Source organism: Synergistaceae bacterium DZ-S4 (assembly GCA_025943965.1).
Lineage (GTDB): Bacteria > Synergistota > Synergistia > Synergistales > Synergistaceae > Caenicola > Caenicola nitritireducens.
Genome location: JAPCWD010000014.1, coordinates 32,051 through 47,489, shown reverse-complemented (window position 1 = coordinate 47,489; position 15,439 = coordinate 32,051). Strand labels below are relative to the sequence as shown.

The following is a 15,439-nucleotide window of genomic DNA, read 5'->3' as shown; positions in this document are numbered from 1 at the left end:
TGTGTTAAGCACGCCGCCAGCGTTCGTCCTGAGCCAGGATCAAACTCTCCGTTTGATTCTGGGTGTGCTTTTCGAATATCTTCCCATTTAAGGTCCAATATCCGTCTCAGTCGCTGACTTCTTTGCTACTTTATCTTCCTCGCCTCTCAAAAAATATCCGAATTAATTCGAATACTCCCTCAAGACTATATACATGATACGTCAACCATATATATCCTTTTGCTTTTCCCTGTATTCAACTGTCATGGTGCGCGTTGCCTGCTTCTTAAATTCGGTCGCGGACGACCTCGTCGGAAGCGCAACAGGAGGTAGTATATGTCTGCTCCTGTTTTTCGTCAAGCACTTTTTTTGCTTTTTTTTAAAGATTTTCTGTTAGGACACACGGCCTCGTGACTTTGCTAACTGCCCGCAATTTAAGTCCATCACAGACCGGCGCAAACTTGTTCTTTTACTTTTTTACCAGTGAAAGTGCATAAAAAAATATTTGTGGAACTTGTTTTTATGCCCGCATCTCTGATATTTAAGCCGATCATTAGGCTCTTTTCCGCCTTTTGTCCCGGTATTTTTATCATGAGTGCTTCTCTTCTACTATATAAAAAGGAGAGATAACGAAAAACTGTTATCCCTCCTTTTATAGATACTGTTTAGTGACCTGCCCCGACCGGGATGCTCTTTTTAACGGCAGATCTCTACTCAACATTATCCTGTCATTCATGCTGCACTTGCCGTACATGGGACATTCAGTTGGGCCTGAAGATAAAAAAGACGGCACCGACCATGCATAGTGAGGCCCAAACGTAGTTGAGAGTAAGTTTTTCCTTCATCACAAAGAAGGTGAAGGCGGCAAAGACGCACATGGTTATGACTTCTTGCATTATCTTGAGCTGAGAAAGGGTAAACAACTGATTTCCCAGCCGGTTAGCGGGGACCTGGAAGCAATACTCGAAGAAGGCGATCCCCCAGCTTGCCAGTATCACAAAAATAAGGGGTTTAGAACCCATATGTTTAAGGTGCCCATACCATGCGTAGGTCATAAATATATTGGATACAAGAAGAAGCATAACAGGGGCAAGAGTGCGGATCAAAATCAAACACCGTTCCTTAATATTTTTTGTTCCGGTAGATTATATATCCAAATCAGTCAGAATGGTGACAACAGGAGGGAGTTGAACCACAAATTGTTGAAAACTCTGCGATCCATGCATGCATTATTTATCCAATACTATCCGCAGCAGCCCGAGCCGCCGCAGGACGGACCTTCTCCGTCTTTATTCCCGCTAAACATCCCCATGAGCACTGCATATGCACATCCTACACCTTTTCTTACCGTTAATGCCGAGACGGGGCAATTCATGGAACAGGCTCCGCATTCCATACAGAGATCGATGTCGTTGATGCGGGCCTTATTATCACTTATCGTAAAGACGGCATGGGGACATACGGTCCCGCACATGCCGCACCCGATGCATTTGTCCCTATCAAGTTTTAATGCAGCGACTCCCTTTAGATACTTAAAACCCATTTGTCTTCTCCTTTAGACCAACTTAAATGACTATATGAAGTACGAAACTATCCTGATCAGGATCCCTGCAGTCAGTGCAGCAATTATCAGAGGAAGTGCTGCCTTCATCTCTTTTTCCACTCCCGACAGCGACGTATATGTAGACGAACCGGTAAAGTTCATTGTGAAAAAAGCCGACAGAGAGGGGAGGATCAACATATATGAAAAGAACTGGAGCCAATTGGCATTTCCCCTCAAAAACAAAAAGAGGACTGCCGATATGGCCCATACCAACCCTGTCACCATTCCTTTTAAAGAAAAGGCCCTTCCAGGTATCCAGGGAAGAAGAAGGGGTGATATAAAAGTTCCCATAAAGGTCGCCCCCATCAGCCCAAGATAATCTGCCCTTTCGACCGGCAGAATACCTAAAGCAGAGAGGATTGCCATTGCCCCGAAAACCTTTAGCATCAGTTCCATGGCAATGACGAACTCAACAGGCGTCAGAACTAATCTGTCGAAAATTGTAAACCGGACTTTCCGCATATCCGCTTTGAGAGTCAGCCTGTTGTCAAGAAAATAGGGAATGTCCTCCGCCCTTACAGGTCCATATATTACTTTGAAACCGCTTCTTTTTCTTGCTTCGTGGGCAGATACGCCGGTCGCGCCAAGCTGAGGAAGGATCAGTTCCCTGTGGGTGACTTTTCCCCTAAGGCCTGTCTCATCGATGCGGGAAACGAGCTCTTCTGTGCCAAAAGTACCCTTGCCCGCGGCACACCACACATTGATCCCCTCCGTATCGAGAACCATCAGCCACAGGTCCCTGCCGCCAAGATTTTCCCTCACCCTGTCAACAGTCATCTTATAATTGGATGTCACCAGGACGGGAGAATGTCCATCAGGACATCCCATGGCGTATAGTCCGGCTTTCATTGAGTGATCCATCCTTCCGATCCCCCATCTTGCCTTCCATGAGCCCAGTCTGTCCTTAATTGTGAGAGAAGCAGAAAGAGTTTGGTTTTCGCTGCAGCAAGCTGTCATTAGCCGTCACGCCTCTTTGTCTGAAAGTATTGTATCGCTTGTTTAGATCTGCTATTTGGAACTACGGTCGTTAATATATACCTCATATAGATGTTTGTCAATGTATTAAATTTCAGTTATGTGATGCTAAAATTATGAGATTATATAAGTTATTTTTAGAAATAGAAATACTTAGCACAAATAGGAGAGTCTGCAATGCAAAACAACGAAAATAAAGTTATGATCAACTGCACCGGCAAACCTAAGGTCGCTTTCGTTTGCGTACATAACTCCTGCAGAAGTCAGATAGCCGAAGCCCTTGGGAAAAAACTGGCTGCTGACGCATTTGAAAGTTACTCCGGAGGGACAGAACTAAAGGACAGGATCAATCAGGATGCGGTCCGTCTAATGAAGAGGATCTATGGCATTGACATGGAAAAAGACCAGTACTCGAAACTGATATTTGATATCCCGGACCCTGACGTTGTGATAAAAATGGGATGCAACGTAACATGTCCGGCAATAGAAGGAGCCTATGAAGAAGACTGGGGACTTGATGATCCGACAGGAAAGGGAGACAATGTATTTCTGGAGGCAATAGATACAATTGAAAGAAAGATATTGGAGCTAAAAGCAAAGATTTCATGCAGCGAATGAAAAATGACCGGGAGACTTCCTCCCGGCCAAATTATTTTTGTTCGTCAGGATCGTTCATCGACCAGGTTTAATTGATTGAATATCAGCACTTGGTATCAGAATAGACGCGTTCTTTGCCCTCGCCCGATGAGATCATGCCTATAAAGGAAATAAGATCAGAAAACTTCTCGCTGTTAAGTGAATAATGGGTCCATTTGCCCTCTTTTCTTGGGGTTACAAGGCCTGCCCGGCAGAGGATCTTCATGTGATGTGAAAGGGTGGGCTGAGAAAGATCAAAGGCTTCAAGGATGGTACAGGCACAAAGTTCTCCGCATGAAAGCATATCGACTATCATGATTCTGTTGGGATCTGATAAAGCCTTTAAAAGCAGCAATCTTTCCTTATAATCCATTTTTGCACCTCCCGCAATAAATGCATTTGATCCTGTCAGCAATAGTATAACGTCAACAAGGTGTAAATAGTTACAACCATTTTAAAATAACAGTCGAATAAACTATGGGAATTTTAAATATATTGTCAGTTATCCATTTTCTCGACATTTTCGTAAATTTTATTGATATCTTCCCCGCTTACCAAATTCGAAAGAAGGACTGCTATGATAATTATTCCCGGTATATCGACAAGCAGCCTTGTCAGGGCAAAGCGGGCACCCAACGATTGAAACTCGAAGAGGACCATTGGAATTTTCGTCGTGGACCATGCACCTATAAAGATCATCACGTTTGAAAAGCTGACTCCCTTTTTCATAAAGAGAGCGCTGACGGGGAATGCCGCATAAAGCGGCCCAGCGGCAGCTGAACCTATGAAGATGGAAAGAAGTATTCCCTCAATTCCTGATCCCTCACCCATATATCTGATCATGCTCTCCCTGGATACCCAGACGTCGAGCAGCCCAAGGAGGACGAAAACAGGAGGGATTATAAAGAGCATTTGGACAAAAGAGTTCACTGATATGAAAAGAGCCTTGGTACCAATGCCCCTGTTAAAAAGCGTCAGAACTCCGACACATGCCAAGGCAATAAGGAAGGGCCTGTATCTCTTCAGCATGAGAGCCATCTCAGCCCGCCACCTTTCCTATCACATAAGCAACAAAGAAGGAAAAGATGAAGGCCATCATATTTCTATATATGGTCACTTTTTTCCCGAAATATTTGATCTCTACCGGCATCGTTACAACGCCGACCATCATCAGGGTTGAAATGAAGGCACCGATCTGCATATAGCCCGCACCAGCCTGGAGCAGGAGCGCTGCTGTAGGAAAGGCAACAAAACCGGGGATCAGTGTGACCGAGCCTACCAGAGAGGCAAGGATGACACCGATCCAGCCCGAATCACCGCCGATGAGCATTGATATCATCTCTGGGTCAAGTACAGCAAGAAGCGTCCCTACAAAGAGTATTACAACAAGAAACTCTGGAAGTATATTTTCGAAAGCCTTCCACCCCTTTTTCAGGGACGTCTTTGTCTTATTTTTGTCCTTGAAGTATGAGAAAAAAAGAAGGACTATAGTCACGGCGTATAGAATATATGAATCCAAAAAGAGGACCTCCTTCTGACCGCTTACTATATTTTTTATGCAGTTAAGTCAAGAGGCTATCATACCAAATATCATACCTGCAAGTGTAGAAAGAAGCACTACAAGAACAATGTAAACCGCTGTCTTCTTAATTCCAATTATGCTGTTTATGACAAGCATGCTTGGCAATGACAGCGCCGGTCCCGCAAGAAGAAGTGCCAATGCGGGGCCCATTCCCATTCCTGCGCCGATAAGTCCCTGAAGTATCGGAACTTCCGTGAGGGTGGCGAAGTACATGAAGGCGCCTGCAAGTGCTGCAAAGAAGTTCGCCCCGGCAGAATTGCCTCCGACCAGCATTGCTACATATCGGCTCGGGATAAGGGCCTCATGCCCGGGACGGCCTAGAAGAAATCCGGCGACCAGGACTCCGCCAAACAAAAGCGGCACAACTTGGAGCGCATATCCCCATGTGGATCCGAACCATTCCCCTCTCTCTTCCTTGCTGAACCATGTGAGTGAAGCGATGACCGTTGCCGCAAGACCCGCTCCGGCAAGTATCCATTTCATGCCGTATACGGTTTCCCAGAAGGAATTCGGCGTCTTTGGCGCTGCCCAGTTTGCAAAAACAAGAAATACGACCATGCCTGCCATGTATGTGACTGTCTTCCAAAGAGGCCTTCCGCTCTCTTCTTCCGGAAACTGTGCGAATTCTTCCTGCCTGGCCGCTTCTTCCCTGCCGAATATAACAGCCATCAGGAGCCCTATTACAACACTGAAAAGAACTGCGCCCACAGCCCTGGCTATCCCCAGCTCGAGCCCAAGCACACGTGCTGTCAGAACGATCGCAAGTACATTGATGGCAGGTCCCGAGTAAAGGAAGGCTGTCGCAGGGCCAAGTCCCGCACCTCTTTTGTAGATACCGGCAAAGAGGGGGAGGACTGTGCATGAGCAGACGGCAAGGACAGTGCCGGATACAGAGGCCACGGAGTAGGCTATCCATTTTTCAGCCTTTGCACCAAGATATTTCATGACGGACTGCTGACTTATAAATACCGAGATTGCTCCTGCAATGAAGAATGCCGGGATAAGGCAGAGAAGCACATGCTCCCTTGCGTAATCTGACATCATCGCTATTGATTCAGTCAGCCCCGCAGCAACTCGCTCGTTTCCTTCCGGAAGGAAGTAGAAAACAAGGAAAAACCCTGCTATCCATAAAAATTTTTTACGATCGTTCATTACTTTTCAGCTCCATATCTTACAATTTTATGTGGCATATATTCCACATATAGGGGTCAAGAAATTCCCCGCGGTTGCGGGGACTCTCAAATATATAAACTTCTTACCACTATTTCTGATCTATGCCGGCACCTCCGGCATTATTTCAGTTTCAGAAACTGCAGCCGCCCTTTTCCTCGGGATCCGATTTTGACTTAAACAAACCTGAAACGAACTTTGAAAAACCTTCGGTCTTTTTTTCTCCGGATTCCTGCACCTGTGCCGGTGATGCCTTTAAGAGAACCTCTTTTAGCTTCTCATATGTGGGAAGGTGTCCTGCAAGAACTACTTTGCCCTCAATAGCAAGCGCAGGAGTGGTCATTACACCAAAGTCCATTATTTTCGCTACTTCTGTCACCTTTTCGATTTCCAGCTGAAGTCCCAGCTCCTTTGCAGCCTGGTCTGTGAGTTCCGCAAGTTTCTTGCATTTCGGGCATCCTGTTCCAAGTATCTGTACCTTCATCATATTTTTCCTCCCCGAATATTTATTTCCCGCAGCATCCCGTTACGAACACTCTTTCGGGATCGTTTCCTTCAACTACCCTTTCAATACAGGAGAGCATCGACGGAAGGCAGCGTATCCTCAGGCTGTAATAGACCTTCAGCCCTTCCTTCCGGTCCTCCAGTATCCCCAGGCCTTTCATCAAGGCAAGGTGTTTGCTTATCGTCGTTCTGTCAAAGTGAAACATTTCGGCAATGTCGCATACGCACATCTCAGAATCAGCAAGTGCTTCTACTACAGCAAGGCGGACAGGGTGGGCAATGCCTTTGAGTATTGAAACTTTCTGATCCAGAATTGTTTTTTTATCGACCATTGGTCTATTCACCCCTATCTATGTGGCAATTTTACCACATATAATTTTTTTGTCAAACAAATAGATATGTTTCTATGAAATTTATCTTGACGGTCTAAATTGCAAGATATAGACTATCATCTATATAAGAATATCGTCCAAATGACCACCAAACTGCATTGGAAAAATAATGGAGATGAAAAAATGAACACTCTTCTCGAAACGGTCAAATATTTTATTTTCATTACCGCAGAACTGACATTACTTTTTCTCGGAATAAGCACCCTGGTCGCTTTGATTCTTATGTATGTTCCTCAGGATAAGATAAAAAGATACATGTCCGGTAAAGGCATATTGGGTAATTTCGTCGGCGCATTGATAGGATCATTAACGCCATTCTGCGCATGTTCCACCATCCCCTTAACACTGGGATTTCTTGAAATTGGCGTCCCTTTCGGAGCTGTAATGTCATTTGTGATCTCATCACCGCTTATGAATCCGATAATATTAACTATGATGGTGGTATTAATGGGCATGAAAGCAGCTCTTGTTTATCTTTTTGTGACATTCATCTGTGCTGTAATATTTGGGGTAATCCTAGAAAAAATCGGCGGTGCAAAACTCATAAAAAATGTTCGTATTAAATCAGGCGGGCATTTGGACAAGGAAGAGATCCCTGATACTTTTAAAGACAAATTAATACTGTCGTTTTTAAAAGCGTTTGGAGATTTTAGAGGAGTATTAGTTTATCTGCTTATAGGTGTCGGGATAGGAGCGGCTATTTATGGCTATTTACCAGGAGATTTTGTCTTAAAATTTGCAGGACCTGATAACCCGCTTGCCATACCGGTCGCTGCGGCTATCGGGGTTCCTTTATACATTCGTGCCGAAACTGCAATACCTATCGGCCTGGCCCTGATGCAAAAAGGAATGAGCGTGGGAGCTGTGATCGCGCTTATCATAGGAGGAGCAGGGATGGCAATACCTGAGATGAGCATGCTTGGAGCAATTTTCAGAAAAAAGCTTGTTGCTGCTATTGTGGCAGTCATCTTCCTAACTGCAGTAACCGGAGGATATATTTTTAACGCTATTTCAATATAGATAATAAGACTAAAGCAAAAATCAAGGAGGCTTGCTGTGATGACTGATGAGAAAAAACCCGGACTGTTCGGAAAACTGTTTGGCAAAGGTGAGGGAAAAAAGAAAAATTCATGCTGTTGCTGCGGAGGTTTTGAAATAGAAGAGATCGAAGGACCTGAAAGCAAAAATAAAGAAGAGAAAAAAGAAGGTGCGGAAAACCCATAAAACAACATCAACAAACAATAATTTGTACGGACTAAAAGCCTAGGTAAAGCATATAGAGTCCCGCCAGAAGGATCAGAGCTCCCAGTGCAAGCTTGATGATCGAGCCTGCCCTGGTTTCTTCAATATTCTCCGACAGCTTCTGAGCAAAAGAGAAGGATGTTCCGGCAGCAAGAGCGAGCAGGCCATGCCCGACAGAATAAAGTATTAGGAGCGAAGCACCCCATATGATGCTCCCCTTTCCTGCAACGATGGCAAGAAGCGCTATAAGTACCGGAGTTGAGCATGGAGATGAGAATATGCCTCCCAGGATACCTGCAATAAAAGCTCCCAAATATCCCTTCCTTCTGTTTTTTGACATCAGATAACTTGAAGGTATGATCTCAAATATCCCCCATGTCTGGAGTGCCATAAGCACCATCAATGATCCAAGGATCAGATACCACCAGGATGCTGGACCCATGAAGAACCCGCCCGCAGTAGAGGCAGCTGTTCCCAATGCCGTAAAAGTAAGCGCCGATCCAAGCACAAATACAAGTGAGAGACGAAATGCCTTCCTGGTGTCGCTTCCGGCAGTTCCACCCACATACCCAATTACCAGAGGAACACTCGACACCGCGCACGGTGTCAGGGATGTAAGCGCTCCAGCGGCAAAGGCAAGAAATGGCGCAAGCCATACGTTATTTTCTATCAAAAGGGATATGCTTTTAAGGATTTCAGTCATACCATCTTATTCCTGACAAAATCAATGGATATTTCAGAAATCATCTCAGCAGCAGCTTGATCGGCAGGAACACTTTGATTTTTTCTCTTTGCCGTCAAAGAAAGCTATTATATTTTCCGGCATTGAATAATTCCCGCAGCAGCACTCTTCCTTTGGTGCGAAAACAGCCCTGAGTATTGAAGTTGCCAGCATCTCTTTCGGAGGGACTTCATAATCTTCTCCCTCGAACTCGAAGACCCTGCATTCGACATCAGTACCGCTGATATCACTGCAGCAACCGCAGCTGTTTTCTGCTACCGACTCGCAAATATCCATTCCGTTGACACGTATGGCAGGAGAAGAGAGAAAGCGGTATTCTGCAGCTATTTCCCTGGATGATATTTCCTTTTTCTCAAATTCGACATCATATCCTGCACATAAAAGTGCAGGCCCGATCTCTTTCAGCACCTCTTCAAGCACAGCATCAGTTCCTATGCATCTGTCACAGGTCTCAAGGTCAAGATAAAGATATTCGACCAGGACCTTTTTACTGTTGCAGGAACAGCAGCCTTCATCCTTTATTGGATCACATCCGACCATTTTGTTCCCCCCTGTCTTGTTGGCAAAGCCAGTATAAATTCAACATATCCGATAATCAAATATAAAGTACATATTGATATATGTCAATCTAAATACCCATATCTATCGTAAAAACTACGTATTTGACAAAAAGTGACCAATTATATCTTGACAAAGAAAAATGCGTGTGATAGATTATATTGGCACTCAACAAGAGAGAGTGCTAATAATAAAAAATATACAATAAAAGGAGTTGTTGATCATGGTTGGACTGGTACCTTTCAACAGAAGGAACAGGGATCTCGCAACAAAGACCGGACTGGAGGACTTTTACAACGTGCTTGATGACTTTTTTTCAAGCGACTGGCCCATGAAGCGCACCCTGGCATATGACACATTCAAAGTTGATGTTCAGGACAGCGGAAACGAGTATCTTATTGAAGCCGAAATGCCGGGCCTCAGCAAGGAAGACATCAAGCTCGGACTGGATGACGGAAAGCTCACGATCTCAGTGACAAAAAACGAGAGCACGGAGGAAAAAGACAAGAATTACATCCACAGGGAAAGACGCTCTGTGTCCATGAGCAGGACCATACACCTGGCTGATGCTGACGCATCCGGGATAAAGGCCAAACTGAGCGACGGGCTTCTGAAGATAAGCGTCCCGAAGGAAGAGAAATCAAGCGCAACGATCGATATCGATGTTGAATAGAATAGCCGTCTCTGTTAAGTAAGCCTAAAAACCAATATAGACAGAAGCAATAAGGCATCACCAAGGAAACGGCCCAAAAAAGGGGCTGTGGAAATTTCCACAGCCCCTTGTTATTTCTGGAGCCGGCGAGAGGACTCGGACCTCCGACCTGCTGATTACAAGTCAGCTGCTCTACCAACTGAGCTACACCGGCAAACAAACCATTCCGTTCCTGTTATAGAACGCCGAAAAGCATTTTACATTATTATGGATTTTCGTCAAGTATCGGGCTTGTGATGGATCGTTATTCCCTTACTATATGCTTTGATTTCCCCTCGAACCTGGGAAGGGTCCCGGGCTCTGCCACCGTCAGCGGAACATGGATGCCGAGCGCGCTGTGGATGGATTTTTTGCCCTTCTCCAGGAGCGCGTCCGCCATATCCTGTGTGCTGTCAGCGGACCTTTCACAGGCGACGCTCATCTGCTGGAAGCCATCGACCTCCCAGACCCTGATCTGATAGTTGGCCGTAAGTCCCGAGACCCTGCAGAGCGCCTTCTCAATTACTGATGGGAAGACGTTCACGCCGTGGAAGATTATCATGTCGTCAGAGCGTCCCTTGATCCTTTTGATCCTGGTGCTCCTGTCGCCGCATTTACAGACACCGGGTATTATGCTCGTAAGGTCACGGGTCCTGTAGCGCACTATCGGAAAGGCTTCTTTTTTAAGTGAGGTAATGACAAGTTCTCCCTCTTCGCCCGGCCCGAGGGGGTTCAGTGTCTCAGGATCGATTATCTCAAATATGAAACCCTCGTCAAAAAGATGGATCCCGTTCCTCTCAAGACATTCCATTCCCACACCCGGCCCCATAGCCTCTGAGAGGCCGTAGCTGTCGATCGCAGGTATGCCGAGAGTATCCTGGATCTTCGCCCTCAGGCCTTCCGACCATGCTTCAGCTCCGAGGATGCCAAGGCGGAGACAGTATTTTGCCTTTTCCTCCTCTGAGAATGTTTCCCAGACTTCACAGAGTTTTACGGCATAGGACGGGGTACATGTGAAGACTGTCGTGCCAAGATCGCGCATGAGTTTGAACTGACGTTCGGTAAAACCTCCGCTTGCGGGGATGACCGTGATGCCCATATCTTCCGCCGCATCGTGGAATCCCTGGCTTCCGGTAAAGAGACCGTAACCTGTCGATATCTGCAGTATATCCTTCGATGTGAGCGTAGCCCGTTTGAATGCGGTCTTCATGGCCTTCTTCCACCAGAATATGTCGTTTGCCGTGTATCCGACCACAGTAGGATTGCCCGTCGTTCCTGATGTGGCATGGAAGCGCACCAGGTCATCCTTGTCGCAGCCAAGCCACCCAAGCGGATAATGAGCCTGAAGGTCCTGTTTGGTCGTGAAGGGCAGTTTTTCAATATCTTTTGGCGTACGGATATCCGAGGGCTTGACCCTGACATCCTTCATCTTGTCCGCATAGGGATGGTTGCGGTCCCAAAGCCTGCTCAAGACTGCCTGAAGTTCTGTTGTTTTACCTGACGCTGTTTCACTGTGTACCATTATGATTCCTCCCGCTTCATACTGAAAAATGCAAAATAAAAGGACGGGGCCCGACAATCACGGACCCCGTCCTCACTTACGGATCAGATGTTCAGCGCACAGCACCTAAACACTGATCCCGCGAGCCGGGATCCGTGCCTGGATAAGAGTACACTGCGACAGAAAGGTTTCTGGCTGAAGTTTTTATTACAAGACCCATTTTCATGTCCGGTGCCTCCTTCGTTCGTGCGACATTGCGCGTAAGTTTAGATAATATTTCAGAGATTGTCAAGCCCAAAAAGAGTTACTATTTTACCGCTTTTCTTTACTAAATTTTGGCGCCGTGCTCTTCCTTATGTCTCCTGATGCGTACCGCCTTTCCTTCAGAGCGCGGCACGGTATCCGGTTCGGCGACATTTACCTCGATATTGACCCCGAGGCTGTCCTTCAGCCGCTTCTTGGTCTCATTCCTTATATGTTCGATCTCCGAAGCGTTGCTTTCGGGGGCACGTTCACATGTTATTTCGATATCATCCATTCCGTCCTTTTTCCATACATCGATCACAAAATTGGGGGTCAGCTCCTTTACTCTGCAGAGGGCTGCCTCCACCTGGGACGGGAATACGTTGACCCCTCTGACGATCAGCATATCGTCAGTCCTTCCCCCTATCCTGTCTATGCGTACACTGGGGTCTCCGCACGGGCAGGGACCGGGCAGGATGCGTGTACGGTCTCTCGTTCGGTAGCGGATTATCGGGTATGCCTCCTTCTTGATCGAAGTGAGGACAAGTTCTCCCTCTTCTCCGTCTTCCACATTCTTCAGCGTCTCCGGGTGGATTATTTCAGGAAGGAACGCCTCGTCGTTGACATGGAGGCCGCTCTGATGGATGCACTCCATTGCGACTCCGGGGCCCATGGCCTCGCTCAGCCCATATATATCGAGTGCCTTTATCCCTAGTTTTTCCTCAAGACGCTTCCTGAGCCCCTCCGACCAAGGTTCGGCGCCCAATATGCCTATCTTGAGCATTGTGCCTCCGTTTGAAAAACGGTCAGGGTCAATGTCATCCCATACCTCCGATATTCGGAGGGCGTAGGAAGGAGTGCATGCAATCGCAGTGACGCCCATCTCCTTTATCATCCTGACCTGCTTTTCCGTAGCTCCCCCCGACGCCGGTATCACAGCAAGTCCGCGATGTTCACCTGCGTAGTGCATTCCTAGTCCTCCGGTGAAGAGTCCATATCCGTAGGAGACCTGGAGGGTGTCCCACTCGTCGAGCCCGGCGAGCCCAAGGCACCAGGCTCCGCACTCGCTCCACATCTTTATGTCATTCTGTGTGTAGCATACAACTGTAGGATTCCCTGTAGTACCGGAAGTCGCATGAAAACGAACAACGTGTTTCCTGTCAACGTTGAGCCAGCCGAGAGGATAGTGCTCCTGCAGATCTTGCTTCGTCGTGTAGGGAAGGAGCTGCATATCGCGGGCCGTCTTTATGTGTTCAGGCTTGACACCGTACTCCTTCATCTTCTGTGCGTAAGGATGATCCCTTTCCACCATTTTTTCCAGTGTGTAGCGTATCCTTGAAATCTTTGTCTCGACATTTCTTATTACAAGTTTCATCATCTTTTCCTCCCTGAGGTAAATTTTTTAATCCTTATGTGCCGTGACGCAGGCACAAAAAAACAGGGTCCGCATTTGAGCGGGCCCTGCTTCAACGGCGATTTACGCAACGATACTGTTATTCGGTCAATCTGTCCGAATCATGCAGCCCGAGCGCAGATCCCGTGAAGGGGACCCGCGCCGATAAAGGAGAACTGCGTAACATTGCCACAAGATGTGATGCTGTATTTGATATGTGTCATGTCCCAGTGCCTCCTCTCGACTTCAGTTCGTTGTTTTTAAGATGTTGGAGGTAATTCTATTCACCTTTTGTATAATTGTCAACCTTAATGTCACATTTTGCCTCCCGGTATACCCCCATGAATTTTTCCATCAGCAGGGTATTCTCTTCTGGAAGTCCTACGGTGATCCTTATTATCCCTTTGCTCCGAAAACGGAGAAGGCGTACTATAATACCCTCTTCAAGCAGGCCGTCTCTAAGCGGTGCAGAGAGATCACCGAGCGGAAGAAGGATGAAGTTGGTCTGTGAAGGGATGAATTTTATGCTGTTTGAGCGGAAGAAATCATAAAGCCTCTTTTTCTCATTTCTTGCCATATCAACGCTTTTGCTCAAAAACTCAATGTCGTCAAGAGCGGCTTCCGCTCCTGCAGCAGCGGGAACTGATACGACATAAGGTTCCCTGACTTTGTAAAGGTATCTCATCAGATCTTCGTCGCCTGCGACCCATCCGACACGGAGACCCGCCAGGCCGTATACCTTTGAGAATGTCCTGCAGACCATAAGATTAGGATATTCATCAAGCAGGGTCATCCCGTCAGCCGTATTTTCATCGGCAAATTCTATATATGCCTCATCGAGGACAAAAAGCACCTTTTCGGGTATAGCATCAAGCATTTTCCTGATATCCACGATGCCCGTTCCCGTTCCAGTCGGATTGTTGGGATTGCAGAAAACGACCATCCTGGTTTTATCTGTGACCGCGCTGACAAACCCGTCGACATCCAGTTCCATATCATCGGTCATCGGGACCTTGACCACTTTACCCCCCATGATCTCAGCCGTCTCCGCATATACGGAGAAGGTAAGTTCTCCGCAGACCACCTCGTCCCCCGGTTCGATGAAGGCGCGTCCCAACATCGTAAATACACCGTCAAGGCCGTTGCCGATCACGAACCGGCCCGGAGTCATTCCGTATTTGCGGGCAAGCTTATCCCTCAGGCTGTCGCACCTGCTGTCGCCGTATCTGTTGCATTCCGAAGCGGCGTTTTTTATTGCCTCTATAGCCCTTCCCGAAACACCCAGGTTGTTTTCGTTTGACGAGATGCGGACAAGATCGGGGAATACCGGCCCGGGGTCATATTCTTCAAGGTCTCTTATATTTGGGCGCGCGATGCTGTAGAAAAGCTCTTTTTTATCCATTGCTTACTCCTCCTCAATGAGGGAAATTATATCCTTCACAGCTCTTTCGGTGTGGTCATATATGTAATCCGCTTCAGAAAGAAGCTTTCCTATAGCCACGAAACGGCCCTTTCCGAAGGCTGCCTGCGCCTTCATGTCGCTCCCGGTATCGCCGAAAAAGACAGGATCGGTGCACCCAAGCCTTTTCGAAAGCAATTCCAGTCCCTCTGGTGACGGTTTGTGAATTCCTGTATCGCTGTGTATTATTTTGTCATCCGGAAAATCCTGCCACCCCAAGGCTTTTTTTGCAAGCTGCCATTCGGGGAGGTTCCTTCCGGTGTAGACACCTACTGGGAGCGGCAGATCTTCCCAGTGTAAACTCAGCATCGGAACCTCTAGGCTGTAAAGACCCGGTTCTTCATCTGTGCCGAAATAAAGTCCGGCACACAGTTTTCTGACTGGATCCCTAAGCACAGGGGTACCATACCTGGAACTTATCCATGATATGACATTTCCGCTGAATGTGGCAAGCTCTTCGCTAAGCCTGTCCGGAGAAGGCAATGCATCAGAAAGATCTTTACTCCCGTTTGAGGCAGCTAGCGTAAGCATAGTCCATGCAATGTCATAATCGTCATTGAAAGATCCGTGCCGTTTGAAGATTTTTTCATGACCGGGTGTGTATCCGGGAGAATCTGTCTTTCCCCCGCAAATGGATCCCCATGCCATTTCGACAGCAAGCCGGATGACTTCCGGAAAAGACCTCTCAACATTCAGGAGTACTCCGTCCACGTCAAATATCAACGCATCGGGGATAAAGTCTATCTTCATGAATTATTCCTCCAATATT

18 protein-coding genes, 1 tRNA gene and 1 pseudogene are annotated in these 15,439 nt (G+C 46.9%); 4 read left to right on the top strand and 16 right to left on the bottom strand.

Going from position 1 to position 15,439, the window contains the following annotated elements:
- Positions 1 to 740: 740 nt before the first annotated feature.
- The 3 genes from OLM33_08985 to hgcA all read right to left on the bottom strand — a co-directional run bounded on the left by OLM33_08985 (position 741) and on the right by hgcA (position 2,539).
- Positions 741 to 1,085 (bottom strand): DMT family protein, encoded by a 345-nt coding sequence (locus OLM33_08985; protein MCW1713790.1) that lies wholly within the window; start codon positions 1,083 to 1,085, stop codon positions 741 to 743.
- A 137-nt stretch (positions 1,086 to 1,222) separates the two neighbouring features.
- The gene (hgcB, locus tag OLM33_08980) at positions 1,223 to 1,522 is read right to left on the bottom strand and encodes a mercury methylation ferredoxin HgcB (protein ID MCW1713789.1); all 300 of its coding nucleotides are present in this window, start codon (positions 1,520 to 1,522) and stop codon (positions 1,223 to 1,225) included.
- Positions 1,523 to 1,552: 30 nt separating this feature from the next.
- Positions 1,553 to 2,539: a mercury methylation corrinoid protein HgcA gene (gene hgcA, locus OLM33_08975; protein ID MCW1713788.1), complete on the bottom strand. Its 987-nt coding sequence runs from the start codon at positions 2,537 to 2,539 to the stop codon at positions 1,553 to 1,555.
- 195 nt (positions 2,540 to 2,734) lie between these two features.
- Between hgcA and OLM33_08970 the strand changes: the two genes are divergently transcribed.
- Positions 2,735 to 3,175 (top strand): arsenate reductase ArsC, encoded by a 441-nt coding sequence (locus OLM33_08970; protein ID MCW1713787.1) that lies wholly within the window; start codon positions 2,735 to 2,737, stop codon positions 3,173 to 3,175.
- Positions 3,176 to 3,257: 82 nt separating this feature from the next.
- Here the strand turns inward: OLM33_08970 and OLM33_08965 are convergent, their stop codons facing one another.
- From OLM33_08965 to OLM33_08940, 6 genes and pseudogenes are all read right to left on the bottom strand, one after another.
- Entirely contained in the window at positions 3,258 to 3,566 is a 309-nt protein-coding gene (locus tag OLM33_08965) for a metalloregulator ArsR/SmtB family transcription factor (protein MCW1713786.1), read from the bottom strand.
- Between the two features lie 125 nt (positions 3,567 to 3,691).
- Positions 3,692 to 4,231 carry a permease gene (locus OLM33_08960; GenBank protein ID MCW1713785.1) on the bottom strand — a complete coding sequence of 180 codons (540 nt, stop codon included), beginning with the start codon at positions 4,229 to 4,231 and terminating at the stop codon, positions 3,692 to 3,694.
- A gap of 1 nt (position 4,232) precedes the next feature.
- A complete protein-coding gene (locus OLM33_08955) occupies positions 4,233 to 4,712 on the bottom strand; it encodes a permease (GenBank protein MCW1713784.1) in 480 nt (159 codons plus the stop codon).
- Between the two features lie 48 nt (positions 4,713 to 4,760).
- Positions 4,761 to 5,927 (bottom strand): permease, encoded by a 1,167-nt coding sequence (locus OLM33_08950; GenBank protein MCW1713783.1) that lies wholly within the window; start codon positions 5,925 to 5,927, stop codon positions 4,761 to 4,763.
- Between the two features lie 277 nt (positions 5,928 to 6,204).
- A pseudogene (locus tag OLM33_08945) lies at positions 6,205 to 6,429 on the bottom strand (thioredoxin family protein).
- Positions 6,430 to 6,451: 22 nt separating this feature from the next.
- Positions 6,452 to 6,781: a metalloregulator ArsR/SmtB family transcription factor gene (locus tag OLM33_08940; protein MCW1713782.1), complete on the bottom strand. Its 330-nt coding sequence runs from the start codon at positions 6,779 to 6,781 to the stop codon at positions 6,452 to 6,454.
- Between the two features lie 141 nt (positions 6,782 to 6,922).
- Between OLM33_08940 and OLM33_08935 the strand changes: the two genes are divergently transcribed.
- Together OLM33_08935 and OLM33_08930 are read left to right on the top strand one after the other, a co-directional pair.
- Positions 6,923 to 7,861 carry a permease gene (locus tag OLM33_08935; protein ID MCW1713781.1) on the top strand — a complete coding sequence of 313 codons (939 nt, stop codon included), beginning with the start codon at positions 6,923 to 6,925 and terminating at the stop codon, positions 7,859 to 7,861.
- Between the two features lie 39 nt (positions 7,862 to 7,900).
- A complete protein-coding gene (locus OLM33_08930; GenBank protein ID MCW1713780.1) occupies positions 7,901 to 8,065 on the top strand; it encodes a hypothetical protein in 165 nt (54 codons plus the stop codon).
- A gap of 31 nt (positions 8,066 to 8,096) precedes the next feature.
- Here the strand turns inward: OLM33_08930 and OLM33_08925 are convergent, their stop codons facing one another.
- On the bottom strand, positions 8,097 to 8,786 hold the full coding sequence (locus tag OLM33_08925) for a hypothetical protein (GenBank protein MCW1713779.1): 690 nt from the start codon (positions 8,784 to 8,786) through the stop codon (positions 8,097 to 8,099).
- A 45-nt stretch (positions 8,787 to 8,831) separates the two neighbouring features.
- The gene (locus tag OLM33_08920; protein ID MCW1713778.1) at positions 8,832 to 9,365 is read right to left on the bottom strand and encodes a DUF2703 domain-containing protein; all 534 of its coding nucleotides are present in this window, start codon (positions 9,363 to 9,365) and stop codon (positions 8,832 to 8,834) included.
- 241 nt (positions 9,366 to 9,606) lie between these two features.
- On the opposite strand from OLM33_08920, the gene OLM33_08915 reads away from it, so the two are divergent.
- Positions 9,607 to 10,056, top strand: coding sequence for an Hsp20/alpha crystallin family protein (locus OLM33_08915; GenBank protein MCW1713777.1), 450 nt, complete (start codon positions 9,607 to 9,609; stop codon positions 10,054 to 10,056).
- A gap of 117 nt (positions 10,057 to 10,173) precedes the next feature.
- On the opposite strand, the gene OLM33_08910 is transcribed toward OLM33_08915, so the two are convergent.
- The 5 genes from OLM33_08910 to OLM33_08890 form a co-directional block, all read right to left on the bottom strand.
- Positions 10,174 to 10,249 (bottom strand) — tRNA-Thr (locus OLM33_08910).
- Positions 10,250 to 10,339: 90 nt separating this feature from the next.
- On the bottom strand, positions 10,340 to 11,596 hold the full coding sequence (locus tag OLM33_08905; protein MCW1713776.1) for a phenylacetate--CoA ligase: 1,257 nt from the start codon (positions 11,594 to 11,596) through the stop codon (positions 10,340 to 10,342).
- 307 nt (positions 11,597 to 11,903) lie between these two features.
- A complete protein-coding gene (locus OLM33_08900) occupies positions 11,904 to 13,193 on the bottom strand; it encodes a phenylacetate--CoA ligase (GenBank protein MCW1713775.1) in 1,290 nt (429 codons plus the stop codon).
- Between the two features lie 298 nt (positions 13,194 to 13,491).
- Positions 13,492 to 14,613: a histidinol-phosphate transaminase gene (hisC, locus tag OLM33_08895; GenBank protein ID MCW1713774.1), complete on the bottom strand. Its 1,122-nt coding sequence runs from the start codon at positions 14,611 to 14,613 to the stop codon at positions 13,492 to 13,494.
- Between the two features lie 3 nt (positions 14,614 to 14,616).
- A complete protein-coding gene (locus tag OLM33_08890) occupies positions 14,617 to 15,420 on the bottom strand; it encodes an HAD family hydrolase (GenBank protein MCW1713773.1) in 804 nt (267 codons plus the stop codon).
- Between the last annotated feature and the right edge of the window lie 19 nt (positions 15,421 to 15,439).

What these genes read in the sequence shown, in the direction of transcription:
- OLM33_08900 (MCW1713775.1), bottom strand. Translation starts at nt 13,193, where the DNA reads ATGAAACTTGTAATAAGAAATGTCGAGACAAAGATTTCAAGGATACGC.
- OLM33_08960 (MCW1713785.1), bottom strand. Translation starts at nt 4,231, where the DNA reads ATGGCTCTCATGCTGAAGAGATACAGGCCCTTCCTTATTGCCTTGGCA.
- OLM33_08965 (MCW1713786.1), bottom strand. Translation starts at nt 3,566, where the DNA reads ATGGATTATAAGGAAAGATTGCTGCTTTTAAAGGCTTTATCAGATCCC.
- hgcB (MCW1713789.1), bottom strand. Translation starts at nt 1,522, where the DNA reads ATGGGTTTTAAGTATCTAAAGGGAGTCGCTGCATTAAAACTTGATAGG.
- OLM33_08905 (MCW1713776.1), bottom strand. Translation starts at nt 11,596, where the DNA reads ATGGTACACAGTGAAACAGCGTCAGGTAAAACAACAGAACTTCAGGCA.
- hisC (MCW1713774.1), bottom strand. Translation starts at nt 14,613, where the DNA reads ATGGATAAAAAAGAGCTTTTCTACAGCATCGCGCGCCCAAATATAAGA.
- OLM33_08930 (MCW1713780.1), top strand. Translation starts at nt 7,901, where the DNA reads ATGACTGATGAGAAAAAACCCGGACTGTTCGGAAAACTGTTTGGCAAA.
- OLM33_08890 (MCW1713773.1), bottom strand. Translation starts at nt 15,420, where the DNA reads ATGAAGATAGACTTTATCCCCGATGCGTTGATATTTGACGTGGACGGA.
- OLM33_08925 (MCW1713779.1), bottom strand. Translation starts at nt 8,786, where the DNA reads ATGACTGAAATCCTTAAAAGCATATCCCTTTTGATAGAAAATAACGTA.
- hgcA (MCW1713788.1), bottom strand. Translation starts at nt 2,539, where the DNA reads ATGACAGCTTGCTGCAGCGAAAACCAAACTCTTTCTGCTTCTCTCACA.
- OLM33_08950 (MCW1713783.1), bottom strand. Translation starts at nt 5,927, where the DNA reads ATGAACGATCGTAAAAAATTTTTATGGATAGCAGGGTTTTTCCTTGTT.
- OLM33_08920 (MCW1713778.1), bottom strand. Translation starts at nt 9,365, where the DNA reads ATGGTCGGATGTGATCCAATAAAGGATGAAGGCTGCTGTTCCTGCAAC.
- OLM33_08940 (MCW1713782.1), bottom strand. Translation starts at nt 6,781, where the DNA reads ATGGTCGATAAAAAAACAATTCTGGATCAGAAAGTTTCAATACTCAAA.
- OLM33_08915 (MCW1713777.1), top strand. Translation starts at nt 9,607, where the DNA reads ATGGTTGGACTGGTACCTTTCAACAGAAGGAACAGGGATCTCGCAACA.
- OLM33_08935 (MCW1713781.1), top strand. Translation starts at nt 6,923, where the DNA reads ATGACCACCAAACTGCATTGGAAAAATAATGGAGATGAAAAAATGAAC.
- OLM33_08970 (MCW1713787.1), top strand. Translation starts at nt 2,735, where the DNA reads ATGCAAAACAACGAAAATAAAGTTATGATCAACTGCACCGGCAAACCT.